We start from the raw sequence: 17,606 nt of genomic DNA on the forward strand, positions 1-17,606 counted from the left end.
TCAGACACCACAGTCGACGCGGACTCCAGAGATCACCACCGCGACGGACAGCACCCGGGTCCCGCCGGGCTATGAGTTCGGAAATCCCCACGACGACCAAGGCCCAGTCGCGGGCGGGCCCGGGTGCGTCACCTCCGTACGTGCGCGCCATGTAAGCGTGGAAGCTGACATGCAACGATGGGAAGCCAGTTTGGAACTGGTGGGGGAAGGCCACGTGCCGCAGGCCAGTCCACGAGGTACGTACTCGCAGGCGTCTGACTCGCTGCGCCAGAAGATCAGCACCCTTCTCAGTGGGGAAGCGATCGCCGGCCTTGACTCCGTCGACTCGCAGCAGGTCGATCACCCTCTCGACCAACCGGCAGCGGTCACCGCTCCCCGCCATGATCACCCGGCGGTGCGCAATTATGGCAAGGAGTTCCGGACCTGGAGCTCGCAGCCGGCCGCCCTGGCCATGGCCGCATCCGCGTCGCAGGCGCCGTGCTCCAGGGAGGTGCGAAGCCGAAGGAGTCCGACGGGTGTCCCTGCTCAGTTCCGATCCCGCCGCGTTCCCCGCCGATCCCCCCACCGATACGCACGATCCCGTAGCCATCGCGGCCCACGACTGGGCGGCGTTCAGCGCACTCGACGAGATGACCGACCATTGGTCACGCCCCGGTTGGTCGGACGGCAGCCGCGCATACTACTGGATGCTGACCTTCCCGGATGACCAGGGACTCGCCGCTCTCGCTGGGTACTGTCAGGCGGAGCTGGCTCCTCTCGGCCTCGACCCGGTACCGACGGACGGACTGCACACCACCCTCGCCCGAGTAGGAACACCGGACGTCGTCACACCCGGCCAGCTGGACAGCCTCGCGCGGGGCGCCGAGGCGCTGTTGCCCTCCGCGTTCTTCGTACGTGCCATGCCGCTGGCCGGCTCCCGCGGTGCTGTCCGGCTGTCCCTCGGCCCGTGGGAACCCCTGCTTCTACTGCACCATGCGCTGGCCAAGGCAGGGAGCGACGCCGGCTTGGTCCCGAAGAAGCCGACGTCCGCTTTCCGGCCGCATCTGAGCCTCGCGTACAACAACCGTCGGCGCCCCGCCGCCCCCGTCGTGGAAGCGGCCTCAAGCCTCCGCACCCTCCCGGCCGTCGAACTCTCAGTGTCCCTCGTCCAGCTGGTGGAACTCCGTCGTGAGGGACGGACGTACCACTGGGATGTACGCAAGAGCGTCCCGCTCCGATAGCCCACCGGCGTCCCGAGCGAGCACCACGACCGGCATGCACGGTCCGGCGGTCAATGCAGAGTTCGCCGACCGGGACGTGGCACTTCGTGCAGAGGACGAAGTGCACGCCGTGCCGGAACCGGGCCGCGGTCTCGTGCGCAGCATCATGTGCGGCGTCCGCAACCGGGGACGGGATGAGGACGAACAGGGAGGACGTCTGAAGGGACACGGGCAGTCGGACATTCATGGAGGGGCATCTCCTCGTTGCGACGAGAGCGAGCCAGCCCTCATGTCCTGTACGTCGAACTGCCGTTCCGCGTTACGTTCACGACGTTTGGTCTGCTCAGAGCGTTGGTGCGTTCGACGATGATGAGAGACATGCTGGCGGACCCGACGATGGCCGGAGCCCCGTGAGAGCGTTCGGGCTCAGCAGGTGCTCGTGCTCATCGTCTGGCAGAAGGGGATGCCCAGGGGTCGTTGATTCAGCATGACGACGCCGTCGATGTACGCCCTCGCCGTCGGGACCCAACGCTCGGATCGGTTCCCCGTCGGCCGACCCTCTGATCACAGGGGTCACCTTCCACGGATCCGGCTTAAAGGCCCGGGGCACGCACTAAACCCCGTTCGCGCCACTGTCCGACCGCGCAGTGGCACCTATGGAAGGATCACGCGCCTGGCTACTGGAAATAGGCGGACCAATTCCTGAGCCAGCACTATGACTGGCTATGGCGACTGAAACCGGCTCCACCGAGGCGTCTCCAAGTGGCGCCGATTGGTGAAGATCGGATCGAGGCGAGCCGCGATAGCCCCGTCCGTGACCGGACGGTTCGATGGGTGGGGCCGCTTCAAGCCGCCCCTCGATCTTCACGAAGTGGTCCCCGGTCAAGTCGCCTCAGTGGGGCCGATTCCGGTCGCCGCAGCCACTATGACCGTGTACGACGAGGACGCCATCAACAGTGACAACCTAGCGCCGCAAATCTGACTAATTTCCCTAAAGTCACCCAGCCCTCACCACGGGACTTAAAGACACCATTTCACAGGATGTTCCATGTTTGCATCCGATCCCCCAACTTCAACCCTTCGACTCGACGCTCAACTTCCGCCAAACTACCCGGAGAATGATGCGTCTTTCTGGCATTGGTTGTAATCATGCGGAGCTCACGTATTGCCGAAAGGGTTGCATATCCGGTCCAGCAAGTGACATCGAACCCGTACGCGTCAGCGAACGCCCTATAATGATTTCCACCATGCCCGAACCTCCGACAATGGACCTCGATCGTCACCAGATCCCATTCGGGCTGCCCTATGGCAACGGTATCCCAGTCACACAACACCACCTCACCGTCTTGCGCATATAGGGCATTTCGATGCTGCGGATCTCCTTGAATTACCCCCTCGCTCAATTCGAACTCAACACCCACAAGCTCCCTTTCCAAGCGATCTGCACATTCAGATAGAAACTGAATCACGCCATCGGGAAGAGATGTAATACTTGCTATTGAATTACGGATCGCTTGCAGATTGTCATGGCGGGGAATATTGAAGGGCGGCATCCCTAGAGTATGCAGACTGTACAGAGGTTTAGCTAGCCCTTGAGCCGTAATGCCGTGCTCGGGCGTGAAAAGGTAGGTCCAGAATGTAACGGCATGCCGATCTATTACTATTGGCTGCTCAATGCCATGCAAAGGGACCGTCGGAAATCCAGAATCCATAAGCCAAGATACAAACCGGACTGTGCGCGTAACGTCTTCTATTCGGGACCCCCTCCTGGCGATCTTGACAACTACTCCCTCGTTGCCAAGCAGTACGACAGCATTGGTGTGTCCACGAAGGAGCCGCGCATCGGAGCAGTCGAGCCCTGCGGCCTCGCACGCTTGCTCCAGAACCTCATACATCTCGAACTCGTCGAATCCACCAGGGACCGGCATCGTTGCTGTCATGGGTCCAGGCTCGCTGACGATCCGCCTGCTGTCACTTCTCTCCGGGCTGCAGCGCCAGAATCTCGGCGAACTCCCGTGCCGCCCTACTCGCGCGCACCTGAGGCACGAGAGACGAAATGACGTCTCGCGCACGCTCTTCAACGATCGGTGTGCGATGAGCCGGCGGGACTCCGAGGTAGATCGTTCCTGCAAGCACGCACGCTTCGGCCGGACAGCGGTCGAGGGCTAGGCAGATAGCTGCCTCAAGGTTGAGCAGGGTGGGATCGATACCGGTCTTTGCCGGATACATTTCGAGCGCCTGTGCTTGTACCTGGCGGGCCTGGTTTGTGCGTCCCAGCGCTGTGAGGGTGCCGCTCTTGTACAGAAGGAAGCGTCGCTCTGGGAAGGAGAAAGCGTCGGCGTCCGCGCCGCCAGGTCCGCTCTGCTCGAACATCGCAGTCGCGTAGCGGATCGCCTCCTCGGCGCCCTCCGCGTCTCCAAGCCTGGCCCGCGCGCGTGCCTCGGCTGCCGAGGCAAACGCTCCCGTCGCGCTGGGACCGCGTGCAATCATTCGCGCTGACCGCGAGAGGCTGACTGCAGCCTCAATCGGACCGTAATAGAAGGGCAGCATCGCGGCTTGGGCACGAACTCTGGCTCGCAACTCCCTATTGCCACTGTCGTCTGCCGCATTAAGTGCAGTGTCGTACCAGCCACGCGATCTTGCAAGTTTCCCCAGCTTCATCAGGGCATCGGCTATCAAGGTCGAGAGCACCGCGGTCAGTTCAGATAACTTGCTCTGCACGGTGGCGGGTTGTCGATCTCGAGCCAGGTCACTGACCTCGCTCAAGTAGTCTAAGAGCGAGGCCAACATCGGCGCCGGGGGCGTGTAAACGTATTGCTGGCGCGCCCAGAGAATTCTTTCATCGAGGCGGTCGAGTTGGCTGGCACTCACGGTAGAAGTGGCCAAGGTGCGATCAACAGTGCGGCGGGCAGCATCGACACGCTCGTCAAAGGGATCGTCGGCGTAGGCACTAGCGGTAGAGGGCGATGGCCGTATCCCGGGCGCCAGCTTACTTCCGGCCCCGGTTACCTGCGCTACAGAGTCCGCGAAACCCAGTTCTTTAGGGATGCATTCGTAGAGTTCACATAGAAGTGTAATGGTCAGCAATTGAGGATGGTGGCGCCCAACCTCCCAGGCGCCCAGCTGAATAGCGTCCACCCGCGGGGCCCCCTCGCCGTGAGATTCAGCGAGCCGTCGAAGACGGTCGGCAGATTCCTTTTGAGTCATCCCCCTAGCCAAGCGTTGAGCACGTAGGGGGGAGACGGAACAGTGCTCCCTGATGGCTCGCGCAACTTGTTCGAGCGGCCACGCCTTGCTGGCGCCGTCCTCTCGAATCTGTCGTGCACACGAGGGGCCGTGCGGCTTCATAGCTTCAATCATGGCAATCTCCACCCGCTGTGTCTGTCGACGAGCCTACTGGCGTTGGCCTCATTCGCGTCAGAAACCTGCGACGCCCTTCACAGTTCAGCAAGAAAAACTGTGAACCTACGTACCTGTTGTCGTTGATATGTGTCGCGTGCCAGTTGCCGGGGATCGGCTGCAGGACCACTCTTGCCGATCTCGGAACACTCAGAGTCCAGCTCCCAGTCGGATCACCCCAACCTCGGTTGCCAAGCCTGGCTGGGGACGACGTCTCATACCGGGGCACTCACGACCATCAGGTACCGAGGAGATGTTGTAGCGATGGACATCATGATCACAAAGACCGGAACCGTGGCCGCCGTTCCAATGCGTCGGGCAGACCCTGATCAGACCGAAGTCATGGCGCTGGCGCACCACGATCGGTAGAGGTGCCGCGGTATTTCACGCACAGCCGCTTTCAACCTCGCTTGATGGCTCAGCTGAGGGTGCATGCTCAGCGATCTTCCGCTTGCCCACTGACTCCAGAACCCCTTCGAGGACACTGCATGATCAAGCCACCGGCGCCATCAACCAAGCTGCTGGGCAGCGGAGTAGTCGTCCCTGCTGAGGAGGGATCGACATGGCTGGGGCTGTGACCATTGCCCGGACGGGCCTCAGCGCCTCCTTCCAGTTCATCCCCCGGCTTGGCCTCGACGTCGTGTTCGAACGTTCCCGCGGCTCTGGGTCTGGAGTGATTGCGAAGGATGACCTGCTCTGGCCCCGGAGGATGAGGACCGTCGTACGGGCCGGCCTGGCTCCCTTGAAGCGTCCTGCCCTCACTGAAGATGCCGAAGTTCTCGTATGCGAGCTGGTTACCAATGCCCTCAGACACGGCCGGGGCGACGTCGGCGTGCGACTGCTCTTCTCTACGCAGCAGCTCCGAATCGAGGTCCGTGATGCCTCTCCCGACAGCCCTGTGCTTCGCAACGCCACGCCGGCGGACGAAAGCGGACGCGGCCTTTTCATCGTCCAAGCTCTTGCCTCCGAGTGGAGCATCAGCCCCGACGGCACGATGACCTGGTGCTCCCTCACCTTCTGAGAAGGATCGACATGGAACACGTCACGGCGCCAGCCCTGTTCCTGAATATGGACGCTGCCGGTCCAGCCTCTCCCTTCGTGGAGCGTCCGCAGACCTGTGAGCGGGAATTCCCCATCGGGCCGAATGCCGTGCTGCGTGCTCGGTTGCACGCCCGGACACGGCTCACGACTATGAGCTGGCACGGGGACCAGGACGAGGCTTTACTCATCGTCGACGTGCTGATGGCTAACGCCGTCAAGCATGTCGAACCGCAGCATCCGTCAGATGAGATCCGTCTTGGTCTGTCCGTGGACGACGACGAAACGCTGCTGATTTCTGTGACGGACCCGAGTCCCGCGTTCCCGAACTTCGAGGAAGCCCGCGCCGCGGCGGGCAAGGGTTTCGCCCTCGTGCAGCTCCTCGGCGGTGAGCTCAGCTGGTTCATTCCGGAGGACGGCACATCAAAGACCGTCCAGGCACTGATCAGGTACCGCCCCACGCCGGGCGGCACCCACTAGTCGGCCGCCGGGCCGCAGCCCTACGCCTCTGGCTCCCCCAAGAGATCCGAGCTCTCGGGCTGTCGCTCGGCGGCTCTCCACCCCCCTTGCTTTGAGGACTCAACCCCCATGCCCCTCTTACGCGCACCAGGCCAGTGCGCCCCTTCGGCCTACCCCTTTCGTTCGACGAGGGGGCACGCCGATGCCCTCACATGACATGCCCTTGACGACGCCTCACCCGGCCGGCCGGGACGACGACCTGCGCCGCGCGCTGGAGGACCTGCGTCTGAACCGGTGGCTGTCCACGAAGGCGCTGCTCGCCGCGACAGGCAGTTTCTGGCCGCTGCGTACTTCCCGCAGCCAGGTTCTGGGCCACGCCGCAGCCCACACCCGCGTCATCGAAGAGTGGTGCTTGGAAGAGCCCGACAACGGGGACGCGCTGATGATGCTGGGCCGGGTCCTGACCGAGCGGGCGCTGCTCGCCCACCGCAAGGGAGTGGACCGGCGGGAGCTGATGAACGCCGTCCTCTCAGCTCGTACGGCGAACAAGGCCGCGGCGGAGTGGTGGCCGGACGATCCGGTGCCATACGTCAACTACCTCGCTCTTGCACAGACCGACACCGACCGAAGCAAGCCCCACAGCCCACGGCACTGGGTGGATCGCCCCGATTTACTGCCGTCGGGCCCATGGGGGCTGCTGCAGTGGGTGCAGCAGCGAGACCCCTACAACCGCGAGGCCTTCCACCGGATGCTCGCCGTCTTCCACGCCCGCGGACAGGACGGTACCGCCTTCGCTCAGTGGGCGGCCTCCCTCGCGCCCGACGGCTCACCGCTGAAAGTGCTGACGCTGCACGCCTACGTCCAGAGCTTTTGCAGGTACCACGAACAGGGAACCGGCTCGCTCTCGTTCTGGAGCACAAGCGAGAAAGCGAACTATGCGCGTCAGGCACTGGACGAGTGGTTCGAGCAGACGCATCCCGCGCCGGATGAGCCCGACTGGCGCTCTCTTCTCGATCTGAACTACCTGGCGTACGCCCTGACCGCTACCGGCGAGGGAGGCGCGGCCGCCGTGTTCGAGGCGATAGGCGCGCACGTGACCACCGCTCCGTGGGCCCTCGTCACCCGGAAACACGAGTGGTGGCAAGAGGACTTCCTCAGGGCCCGCCGCTACGCCATGAGGTTCAGGAGCCGCCGATGAACATCCGAGGCCCACCGTGCCGCCGCCCGCCGCCGTGTTCCCTCCGACTCGTCCAGAGGACCCTCTCCGTTGCACTTACCACGTACTCCGCGCAAGCCGGTTCGCGTCACCCGCGCCCGCCGCGTGCTCCACATCTCACTGGTTCTCATCCTGGCGGGCGGTGTGGTGTTGCTCTTCCCGGGACTTACTCACAACGCATTTGCCAGCACACGAACACTCTGCCCGCCTCCCTCCTCACCGGAGGTGCACGGTGCCATTCAGGCGATCAGTTAGCGCGGTACTGACAGACATTGCCGAACTGCGCAGCATCGGCTACCCGCCCGAGGTCGCGCTGACGTTCAGCCTCTTCACCGGCCTGGCGTTGATCACCAGGGGCCTCCCTGACAACGCTGCCGCCCCTCACGCCCTCTCCACCCCTCCTTTCTCTTCCGAGGTATCTGGTGAATCACAGACGATCAAGTAGCCGCCTGCCGGACAACGCCGTGCTGCGCAAGCTCGGCTACAAGTCCGAACTGGCCCGCGGAATGGGCGGATTCGGCAACTTCGCGGTCAGCTTCAGCGTGATCTGTGTCCTGGCCGGCGGCCTGACCCTGTTCGGGTACGGCATGAACACCGGCGGCCCTGCCGTCATGCTGTGGGGCTGGGTCGGCATCGGTGCCATGACGCTGATCCTGGGTCTGTGTCTGGCCGAGGTCACCTCCGTCTACCCCACCTCGGGCGGCCTCTACTACATGGCCCACCGGCTCGGCGGGCCCCGCTGGGCGTGGGTCACCGGCTGGCTCAACCTGCTGGGCCTGCTCGGCGCGATCGCCGGTATCGACTACGGGTGCGCGCTGTTCGTCGGCGCGTTCGCCAACCTCCAGTGGGGCCTGGTGCCCACACCCGAGACGACGATGCTGATATTCGCCGGCATCCTGCTGCTGCACGGCACCCTCAACTCGCTCGGGATCAAGCTGGTCACCGTCCTCAATTCGATATCGGTGTGGTGGCAGCTCGGCGGTGTCGCGCTGATCGTCGGGCTGCTCGCCTTCGCCCCGGGCGAGCGGCAGAGCGCGGACTTCGTGTTCACGCACTTCAACAACGGGACGGGCTTCGACAACCCCGTCTATGTGGCCGCGCTGGGCTGTCTGCTGGCCGCGTACACGTTCTGCGGCTACGACGCGTCCTCCCACCTGTCGGAGGAGACCAGGGACGCGCAGATGGCCGCGCCAAAGGGCATCGTCCGCGCCATCGCGTGGTCGTGGGCGGCCGGGTTCGTGCTGCTGGCCGGGCTGCTGTTCGCCATTGAGGACTACGCGGGCACCCTGGGCACCAGCACCGGCGTGCCGCCCGCGCAGATCTTCATCGACGTCCTGGGTACCGGCGTCGCCAAGGGCCTGCTCCTCATCGTGATCGTCGCGCAGCTGTTCTGCGGGAACGCCGAGACCGCTGCGGCGTCCCGCATGGTGTACGCGTTCTCGCGGGACGGGGCGCTGTGGGGCTCCACGACCTGGCGGCGCGTCACCAGCCGCACCAAGACCCCCGTGTACGCGGTGTGGCTGTCCGTCGGCGTCGCGCTGTTCCTGGCGGCGCCCAGCCTGTACTCGCCGACCGCGTACGCGGCCGTGACCGCGATCAACGTCATCGGGATCACGCCCGCCTACGTGATCCCGGTCTACCTGCGGCGGCGCTATCCCGAGAAGTTCACGCCGGGCCCGTGGAGCCTGGGCCGCTGGAGCAAGCCGCTCGGCTGGATCTCCGTCGTCTACGTGGTCGTCCTGACCGTCGTGTTCTGCCTGCCGCAGGCCTCCCCGATCACCACGCAGTCGTTCAACTACGCGGGCGTCGCCCTCGCGGTGGTCCTGTTCATTGCGTGGCTCACGTGGGTCACCAAGGGCCGACGCTCCTACAAGATTCCGCCGCTCGGCAGTGACGCCGAAACCGTGGCCCTGTCCGAAGGCGTGGTGTGATGACCAGCGAAACCAGCTCCGATACCTGGTACGTCGCCCATCGGCCGCTCCTGACGCCGGAAGCGCTTGAGGATTTGGTGCGGGACGGCGAGATCACGACGGTGATGCTCGCGGTCCCCGACATGCAAGGCCGTCTCAAGGGCAAACTCCAGGACGCCCGCGGATTCATGCACCGCTTTGGCGGGTCGGAGATGTGTGCCTACGTGCTCGCCACGGACCTCGACATGGACCCGCAGCCGGGATATGCCCTCACGGGCTGGCACGACGGATTCGGTGACCTGCGTGCCGTCCCCGACGGCCGGGCCATGCGCCGCCTGCCCTACCTGCCCGGCACCGTCCTGGTCCACGGCGACGCCGTTCACCACAACGGCCGGCCCGTCGACGTCGCCCCACGGCAGATGCTCCGCAGGCAACTCCAGGCGCTCCGCTCCTTCGGCCTGGAGGCCAAGGCCGGCGTAGAGAGCGAATACGTGCTCTACAACGGCACCCAGGCGCAGGTGCGCCGCCGCGGGTACCGGGGGCTCACGCCCGTCTCGCCTTACAACCTCGACTATGCGCTCGACCATCCGCCGGCGGTGAGTTCGTTCTTCGAAGACCTCCGGGCGGCACTGCACGGGGCCGGATGCCCGGTCGAGGCGTTCAAGACGGAAGGGGCGGCCGGTCAGGTCGAGGTGACGTGGCCGTACGGGGATCCGATGCGGGCCTGCGACGACTACACCGTCCACAAGCACGCCGTGCGCCACCTCTCCGAACGGCACGAGATGGTGCCCACGTTCATGGCCGCCCCGCGGACCGGCGTAGGCAGTGGTCTGCACCTGCACGTGTCCCTGTGGCACAGCGACGGGGACTCGGCGTTCTATGCGCCGCAGCCCGACGTGCTGCCCTCCGAACTTATGCAGCATTCCATCGCCGGGCTCATCGAGGCACTGCCGCACATGGTGCCCCTGTGCGCGCCCTTTGCGAACTCGTACAAGCGGTTCAGGCCGCACTCGTTCGCTCCGACGCGTTTCACCTGGGGGCGCGACAACCGCACGTGTGCGGTCCGGGTCATCGGCGAGGACACGAATCCGCACCTGGAGGTGCGCCTGGCGGGTGCCGATGCGAACCCGTATCTGGCTCTGGCCGCGGTGATCGCAGCGATCAACTACGGCCTGCGCAACGAGCCGAAACTCCCGGAACCCTGCGCCGGGGACGGCTACGGTGCCGACGACGCACTGCCGGTGCCCAACAACCTGGACGAAGCCCTCACCGACTTCGCGGGGAGCGAGATCGCGCAGCGCGCATTCGGCGCCTCCGTCGTGGACCACTACGCCCACGTCGGCGAGATCGAACTCGCCGTGGCCGAGGGGCAGGTCACGGACTGGGAACTGCGGCGGGGGTTCGACCGTGCCTGACCCCACCATCGGAGAGCGCATCCGGGGAGCGTTCCGCGACAAGGACGCGTTACGTCCCAAAGCCGCCGTTTTCTCCCTGACCGCCACGTCGGCGGGGCGAGTGCTGGGAGAGCTGGCGGGGCTGCTGCTGCTCGCTTCCCTGACGGGCCTGATCAACGGGGCGGCGATGGTGGCCGCCATATACGGCGTGCAGTGGGAGGTGAGTGACCTTCTGGGCATGACCCAACTCGCCTGCAGCGCTGTACTGGGCGCCTGGCTCACCTGGAGAGTCAGGCAACGGCCGGATCCGAAGGGCACACCGCGATGGTGGCCTCCACTCCGGACGCCTGCGGCGGGGGTTCTTGCCCTCACGGTCTTCTTCACGGCCATCCCCATCGACAGCATGCTGCACGACGACGTGGGCCCTGCGCTGTTCGGGTGCGCGGTGGCATGGCTGGCCGTGGAAGTCTGCCGGGCGCACGGGGTGTGGGCGGACAACGGGGCGCCCTACACGGCCGTTCAGCGGCTGCACGCCTGGCAGATCGCACAGATGGGGTTCGTCGCCTGCGCCGCGACGGGCTTCCTTTTCGGATGGCTGGCGATGTTCTTCCTGTGGATCGGCCCGGACTCCGTGCCGGTCATGCAGGACGATCAGTTGAGCGCACTCGGCATCAGCGGTCCGGTGGAGCTCGTCCTCGCCGTCGTGCGCGCCGTGGTGATCGAGGACGTCGTCATCGTCGCGGCCACGGTCACGCTGATGAAGGCTGTCCGCCGGCCCACGTGGGAGATCTACACCCTGATCTGCCTCATCGAGGTCGCACTGCACGCCTACTTCGGCCTTCCCGCCATCGGCGCCGCTGTCATGGCCGCCGGCCGTGTCTGGCTGTACCTGCGCTACCGCAGCCTCCTGCCGCTGATGGTCTCGCACGCCCTGTGGGACTTCGTGCCCACGCTCCAGTCGCTTCCCTCCATTCCTCGGATGGCGTTGGGCATCGGTCTGATCCTGACCGTCAGCCTGGTCGACACACGGCTGAAGAAGGCCGCGGGCAAGGGGAAACCGTCGGCGCCCTCCCCGGTGGCCCCAGCGGCTGCCGCGGGCGACGAGGTGAGGAATCCATGACCGACCCCGGCCGGTCCGTCCCCATGCATCCCGCCCTGACACCGGGCGAAAGTGAAGGTGCCGTATGACGAAAAGATTCACCGCGCTGCTGTGGAACTTCGAGAACAATGGCGGCGACAACCGCCCCAAGCGGACACGGGCCCACAGGAGGCTGGCGTCCCTCGACCCGCATCTCGTGTTCCGGCAGGAGATGCCGACGGCGGACATCAACGGCAAAGCGGTCATGTACGAGCTGGAGGCCATTCTGCGCCTGCGTGGATGGCTCGGCGCGAAATCGTGCACCGCGCTCTTCGCCCACCCGGACTACTTCCAGCCCGTGCGGGAGTTCCCGCCGCTCGCCTCCGGGCCGGTGATCCCCGCTCCCTCGTGGGAACTGCCGCCCACCGCGCTCGCCCTGCGCTACCTGCCGGCCGGTCCCGCCGCCACACCGATCGTCCTAGGCTCCTACCACCTCGACTACTCCTCCAGCGGTCAACGCCTCACCGAGGCGCAGTGGCTGTCCCGGCTCGCGGACAAGAGGTGGACCACCCCGGAAGGCCAGACCGTACGGATGCCCTGCCTCCTCGGCGGGGACAACAACAGCTATCCCGTCCCCGGCACCCCAGGCGACCCCCCGCTGCCGGTACTGGAGAACATCCAGGACCGGCGCCACCGCCTGCACCGCTCGTACGTCAGCCCGGACGGCAAACGACGGATGGACGACCGCCCCGACGAGGCGCTGCGCACCGCCGGCCTGGAGGACGTGGCCCGCTACAGATCAGCAACCTACGGAGAACTGGCCGCGGTCACCCGCACAGTGAGTGGCTGCGCCACACACGGGCCGGACGCCCGCATCGACCGCTACTACGCCACCCCCGATGTAGCGGAAGTGGTGCTCAGCGTCGACGTGATCGAGGTCCACGAGAAGGAATCCGACCACCACATCGTCCGACTCGTCATCGACGGCGACGGCCTTTCGGACGTCCTCAATCTGGGGCGGAGCCGGCACACGTTGCCGACCGCTTCCTGAGACCGGCCGCCGGTGGGCCGGGCCCCGCGCTCCGGCCCGCCGGCGGCACTGCACCACCCTGCAGAAAGGAGATCGCTCATGACGATCGCGCCCGAGGCTCCTGCTCGATCACGAGTGCCGGAGTTCCTCGAACTGGAGATCACCGGTAAGCGTCAGCTCACCTGCCCCACCCTCTGTTACGCCAACGCCGGCCCCACCGAGGGGCACGGCAGCATGACCACCGACGACTGGAAGCGGCTCATCAGTGAGGCCGCCGAGATCGGCGTACGGAAAGTGCAGTTCATCGGTGGTGAGCCGACTCTGCATCCGGACTTCGACATTCTGGTGCATCGCGCCCTGGCGCTCGGCCTGGACGTGCAGGTGTACAGCAACCTGTACCGCGTGCAGGTGAAGCACTGGGAACTGTTCATGCACCCGCGGGTGTCCCTGGGGACGTCGTACTACAGCGACGACCCCGCCGAGCATGAGCGCGTCACCGGCCGGAAGGGATCGCACGCCGCGACCCGGGCGAACATCGTCGAAGCCCTGCGGCGCGGCATTCCGCTCCAGGTCGGCATCGTTGAGGTGGAAGACGGGCAACGCACAGCGCAGGCCCGCGAGGAGCTGCTCGGTCTCGGGGTCCGCAGGGTCGTCACCGACCGAGTGCGCAGTGTCGGCCGGGGCGAGATCCACACCCCGAGCGTCGGTGACCTGTGCGGCAGGTGCGCGAAGGGGAAGGCCGCAGTCATGACCGACGGCACCGTCACCCCGTGCGTCCTCGGGCGGTTCCTGTCCACGGGGAACGCGAAGACCGACGGGCTCGCCGCGGTGTTCAGCGGACAGACTTGGGCTGACACGGCAGCGAGCATCCCGCCCCGGATGGACGGATGCCCTCCCGACGACTCCGGCGACTGCGACCCGGCAAATACCGATGCGTGCGATCCCGCCTACTGAAGAAGAGAGCCGACCAGCAATGAAATGGCAGCCCTACGCCGCGTCTCTGGGGGACGAGATCATTCGTCCGGAGTCCCGCTGGTACCGCGCTGTGGCCAACGTGCCGCGGCATGAGTTCGTCCCCAACTGGTGGGAGCGCAAAGGTGACGGGTGGGTTCTGCGCACCGGCTCCGACGACACCGCCGGCTGGATGGAAGCGGCCTACGCCGACCAGACGCTCGTCACCCGGGTCGATACTTCCTATGCCGACTACTCCCGTGTCGGTGCTGTCCTCGCCGGCGGCACGCCGACGTCGTCGTCGACGCAGCCCAGCCTCCTCGTCCGGATGTACGGGCACGCGATGATCACAGACCGGGATCATGTCCTCGTGACCACGGGCACCGGGTACGGCACCGCCCTGGCGTGCGCCCGGCTCGGCTACGACCAGGTCACGAGCGTCGATGTCGACGGGCACCTGGTGAACAACGCCAAGAACCGGCTCTCAGCGCAGGGCATGCGCCCGAAGATGGAGGTCTGCGACCTCACCGGGCCGCTGCCGGGCATCTACGACCGGATCGTCTCCACCGTGTCCGTACGTCCCGTACCCGTCTCCTGGCTCCGCTCGCTGCGTACGGGCGGCCGACTCGTGACGACGATCGCCGGAACGGGCCTGATCCTCACCGCGGACAAGACCACGGACGGCGGCGCGGTGGGCCGTATCGAGTGGGACCGTGGCGGGTTCATGCCCACCCGCCACGGTGACGACTACGAACACCCGGCAGGCGACGACTGGAAGGGCGCCCGCGAAGACACCGGCGAGGAGACTTTCACCAGCCGGTACCCGCTCCTGTACCCGCCGGACGCATGGGACGTCATGTCGATGCTGGAGCTGGAGTTTCCGGGCATCGACTACCGCCAGCGCCAGGACGGAGAGATGCGCACGGTGTGGCTGATGCACGATGGGGCATGGGCCCGCGCTACGGCGACCGGGTTCCTCACCTCACCGGTCGCCCATGAAAGCGGCCCCCGTCGGCTGTGGTCGGCGCTGGAGAAGATCCGCGACCGCCTCAACCGTGGAGGCTCGCTCCCCGTCTACGGGGCCCGGGTCGCCATCACACCCGAGGGAGAGACCACGCTGACCCGCGGGAACTGGAAAGCAGTCCTGTAACCGTCCGGGTCTTGGCACCCATGCGGTCACGCTCTGTCGGTTGACAGGTAGTAAAAGAACACAGAACCGCTACTGATCCAGTCGGGGACGAGGACACCCCCACCCCGATGGTGGAATATGGGTCGTCCGGGACTCGGCGGGGGGAAAGACGCGCGTGCACGCTCAGGAGACCACGTTCAACGAACTCGTCCAGGGCGAGAAGCAGTACCAAGTGCCGCTCTATCAGCGCACTTACAGCTGGCAGCGGGATGAGCTGCGTCAACTCTGGGATGATGTGCAGGAGTTGGTTGAGGAGCAGTTGGAAGGACGGTCTCCGGCAGCGCATTTCCTCGGCTCCGTGGTGCTGGCCCCCGGCCGGATCACCGCTGGCGGCATGCAGCGCTGGCTCGTCGTAGATGGCCAGCAGCGGCTCACCACACTCATGCTCGCCTTTACCGCGCTGCGCGACCGCCACCGGGAACGCGGCGCGCAGCAGAAGGCTGAGCGCATCCACGACCTCGTGCTCGTCAACAAGTACCGCAGCGGCGACGATCACTACCGCCTCCTACCGACGCAAGCCGACCGCGACGCCTTCACCGCTTGCGTCGAGAGCTCTCCCAGAGCCGGTGGCCCTGGCAATGTGGGCGCCGCCTACCGGTACTTCCTGGGCGCACTCGCCGAGGGTGAGGAAAACGGCGGTGAGGTGTGGACAGACGCGGTGGAGACCGTGCTGAGCGGTCTGCTGTCGATCGTGGAGATCACCGCGTCGGAGGGCGACAACGTCTACCGGATCTTTGAGTCGATCAACAACACCGGCGTCGGACTCAGTCAGAGCGACCTGCTGCGCAACTACCTCTTCATGTGCCTGCCGACCCGGGGCGAGTCCGTCTACCAGAATCTCTGGCTGCCCATGCAGGAACGGCTGGGCCCCGCCAACCTCGAACTCCTCGTCTGGCTGGACCTGGTGGTGGCTGGCAACAGTCGGGCGAAGCAGAGCGAGATCTACCGGGACCAGAAGAAGCGCCTTGAGCCTCTGAGCTCCGACGAAGCGGCTCTGGAGGGCGAGATCGCCTCCCTGGCCCGTCGGGCGGAACGTCTGATGCGGATCCTGAAACCCGAGAGGGAGCCCGACCCGGAGCTGCGCGAAGTGCTGGAGAGGCTCTCCCGGTGGGGCGGCCAGACCCACTACCCGCTGGCTCTCCACCTGCTCGACCGCGTGGACGACGGGCAGGCCACGCCCCACCAGGCCGCCCGGGCATTGGCGTACGCCGAGAGCTACATGGTGCGGCGCCTGTTCACCGGACACTCCACCACGGGCAGTAACCGGGTGTTCATGGAGATGGCCAAGGACATGGAGAAGGACGACGATCCGGCCGATGCTGTAAGCCGCTTCCTGTCGAAGAGCAAGACGGGAGCCCGCGTTTGGCCCGACGACGACGCCGTCCGCGAGGCGATCCGCACCCGCCCCTTCTACAAGGCGGGCCGCAGCAACCAGCGGTTCCAGGTGCTGCGCAGGCTGGAGGAGAGCTACGGAGCCAGCGAACCGGTCGACTACGCCAAGGCCCACCTGACCGTCGAGCACGTGCTGCCGCAGAGCCCCGCGCACCAGTGGCTGGACCTGCTCGCCGAGGAGACCGAGGACGGGCAGGGCACCGAGGAGCTCCACGCCCTACTGGTCCACACGCTGGGCAACCTGACTCTCTCGGCGGACAACGCGAAGCTCTCGAACCATCCGTTCCGCCGCAAGCAGGAGATCCTGGACTTCAGCTCCCTGCGCATGAACCAGGAGATCGCAGGGCGGGAACGCTGGGGGAAGGCGGAGATCCTCAACCGCGCCGCCGCCCTCGCCGACCGGGTGGTACGGCTGTGGCCCGGCCCCGTCGCGGGCACGGTCCCGGTGGACGACGAATGGTCCGGCTGGAAGGAACTTCGGGCCGCGCTCCTCGCCATACCGGCCGGGACGTGGACGACGTACGGCGATGTCGCGGCGCTCATCGGAACCCACGCCGTCCCGGTCGGCCAGCATCTGGCGTCCAAGGTGGGCCTGCACGGCGCCTACCGGGTGCTGACGGCGGACGGTCGCGTCTCGGCGGGCTTCAGGTGGCCGGACGGCCAGGACCTCGGTGATGTGCGAACCCGCCTGGAGACCGAGGGAGTTTCCTTCGATGATGCGGGCCGGGCCCGCCGATCCCACCGGCTGACCACCTCCGACCTCGCGGCCCTTCTCGGCAAGGATGTCGCCGATGAGGCCGAGCCGTCACCGCGGGCCGACGGTGACGAGCAGCAGTCGACGGCCAACCGGTTCGAAACTCAGCTGCGCGACAACCAGACCGAGGAGACCGTCGACGGCGTCCTGAACGCCCTGCGCTTCTGGGAGCAGCAAGGCGGTCATCTCGCCTACGGTCGAGCGAGCGAGACCAGCTGCTTCCCCACAGTGCGTTTGGGCGACGCTCCCGCTTCCCGAGAGCTGTGGCCCCTGGCCCTCTATCCGGTCTCCGGCACCGTCGAGGTCGTCTTCCAATATCTGAAGCGACGTCCCCCGTTCGATGACGAGCCGCTGCGGCGCGAGTTGATGAACCGCCTGAACGGGATCGAGGGCATCGATCTGGCCGAGGCAAAACTGGACCTGCGCCCGTCCTTCGCGGTGGAGACCTTCGCCGCGCACAGCGAAAAGATCTGCGCGGTGCTGGAGTGGTTCGCGCATACGGCGGCTCTCGCGGAGGCCCGCCGTATGGTGGACAAGGACCCCAGCACTCCCTGAGACCCTCCGTGCCCCTTCCAGCGGAGCGTGGGGCGACGGCAT

The 17,606-nt window shown here is 66.1% G+C and carries 13 protein-coding genes; 11 read left to right on the top strand and 2 right to left on the bottom strand.

Annotated features, from left to right (window positions below; genetic code table 11):
* Positions 1-515 precede the first annotated feature (515 nt).
* Complete coding sequence (locus tag J8N05_RS32415) at positions 516-1,220, top strand: 2'-5' RNA ligase family protein (RefSeq protein ID WP_210889097.1); 705 nt, start codon at positions 516-518, stop codon at positions 1,218-1,220.
* Positions 1,221-2,233: 1,013 nt separating this feature from the next.
* Here the strand turns inward: J8N05_RS32415 and J8N05_RS32420 are convergent.
* Both J8N05_RS32420 and J8N05_RS32425 read right to left on the bottom strand, forming a co-directional pair.
* Positions 2,234-3,139 (bottom strand): phosphotransferase family protein, encoded by a 906-nt coding sequence (locus J8N05_RS32420; protein WP_210889099.1) that lies wholly within the window; start codon positions 3,137-3,139, stop codon positions 2,234-2,236.
* A 31-nt stretch (positions 3,140-3,170) separates the two neighbouring features.
* A complete protein-coding gene (locus J8N05_RS32425) occupies positions 3,171-4,337 on the bottom strand; it encodes an XRE family transcriptional regulator (RefSeq protein ID WP_247706600.1) in 1,167 nt (388 codons plus the stop codon).
* An 823-nt stretch (positions 4,338-5,160) separates the two neighbouring features.
* On the opposite strand from J8N05_RS32425, the gene J8N05_RS32430 reads away from it, so the two are divergent.
* The 10 genes from J8N05_RS32430 to J8N05_RS32475 all read left to right on the top strand — a co-directional run bounded on the left by J8N05_RS32430 (position 5,161) and on the right by J8N05_RS32475 (position 17,564).
* On the top strand, positions 5,161-5,619 hold the full coding sequence (locus tag J8N05_RS32430) for an ATP-binding protein (protein WP_210889101.1): 459 nt from the start codon (positions 5,161-5,163) through the stop codon (positions 5,617-5,619).
* An 11-nt stretch (positions 5,620-5,630) separates the two neighbouring features.
* Positions 5,631-6,116: an ATP-binding protein gene (locus J8N05_RS32435; RefSeq protein ID WP_210889103.1), complete on the top strand. Its 486-nt coding sequence runs from the start codon at positions 5,631-5,633 to the stop codon at positions 6,114-6,116.
* 202 nt (positions 6,117-6,318) lie between these two features.
* Positions 6,319-7,293: a hypothetical protein gene (locus tag J8N05_RS32440; RefSeq protein WP_210889105.1), complete on the top strand. Its 975-nt coding sequence runs from the start codon at positions 6,319-6,321 to the stop codon at positions 7,291-7,293.
* Positions 7,294-7,733: 440 nt separating this feature from the next.
* Positions 7,734-9,242 (top strand): amino acid permease, encoded by a 1,509-nt coding sequence (locus tag J8N05_RS32445; protein ID WP_247706601.1) that lies wholly within the window; start codon positions 7,734-7,736, stop codon positions 9,240-9,242.
* Positions 9,242-10,636, top strand: coding sequence for a glutamine synthetase family protein (locus J8N05_RS32450; protein WP_210889107.1), 1,395 nt, complete (start codon positions 9,242-9,244; stop codon positions 10,634-10,636). Before J8N05_RS32445 ends, J8N05_RS32450 begins: the two co-directional genes overlap by 1 nt.
* Positions 10,629-11,735 carry a CPBP family intramembrane glutamic endopeptidase gene (locus J8N05_RS32455; RefSeq protein ID WP_210889109.1) on the top strand — a complete coding sequence of 369 codons (1,107 nt, stop codon included), beginning with the start codon at positions 10,629-10,631 and terminating at the stop codon, positions 11,733-11,735. Before J8N05_RS32450 ends, J8N05_RS32455 begins: the two co-directional genes overlap by 8 nt.
* Positions 11,736-11,799: 64 nt before the next feature.
* Complete coding sequence (locus tag J8N05_RS32460; protein WP_210889111.1) at positions 11,800-12,744, top strand: endonuclease/exonuclease/phosphatase family protein; 945 nt, start codon at positions 11,800-11,802, stop codon at positions 12,742-12,744.
* 78 nt (positions 12,745-12,822) lie between these two features.
* On the top strand, positions 12,823-13,677 hold the full coding sequence (locus J8N05_RS32465; RefSeq protein WP_210889113.1) for a radical SAM protein: 855 nt from the start codon (positions 12,823-12,825) through the stop codon (positions 13,675-13,677).
* 19 nt (positions 13,678-13,696) lie between these two features.
* Entirely contained in the window at positions 13,697-14,824 is a 1,128-nt protein-coding gene (locus tag J8N05_RS32470; protein ID WP_210889115.1) for a protein-L-isoaspartate O-methyltransferase family protein, read from the top strand.
* A gap of 154 nt (positions 14,825-14,978) precedes the next feature.
* The gene (locus J8N05_RS32475) at positions 14,979-17,564 is read left to right on the top strand and encodes a GmrSD restriction endonuclease domain-containing protein (protein WP_210889117.1); all 2,586 of its coding nucleotides are present in this window, start codon (positions 14,979-14,981) and stop codon (positions 17,562-17,564) included.
* Positions 17,565-17,606: the final 42 nt, after the last annotated feature.

It is taken from the genome of Streptomyces liliiviolaceus, assembly GCF_018070025.1.
Taxonomy (GTDB): Bacteria; Actinomycetota; Actinomycetes; order Streptomycetales; family Streptomycetaceae; genus Streptomyces; species Streptomyces liliiviolaceus.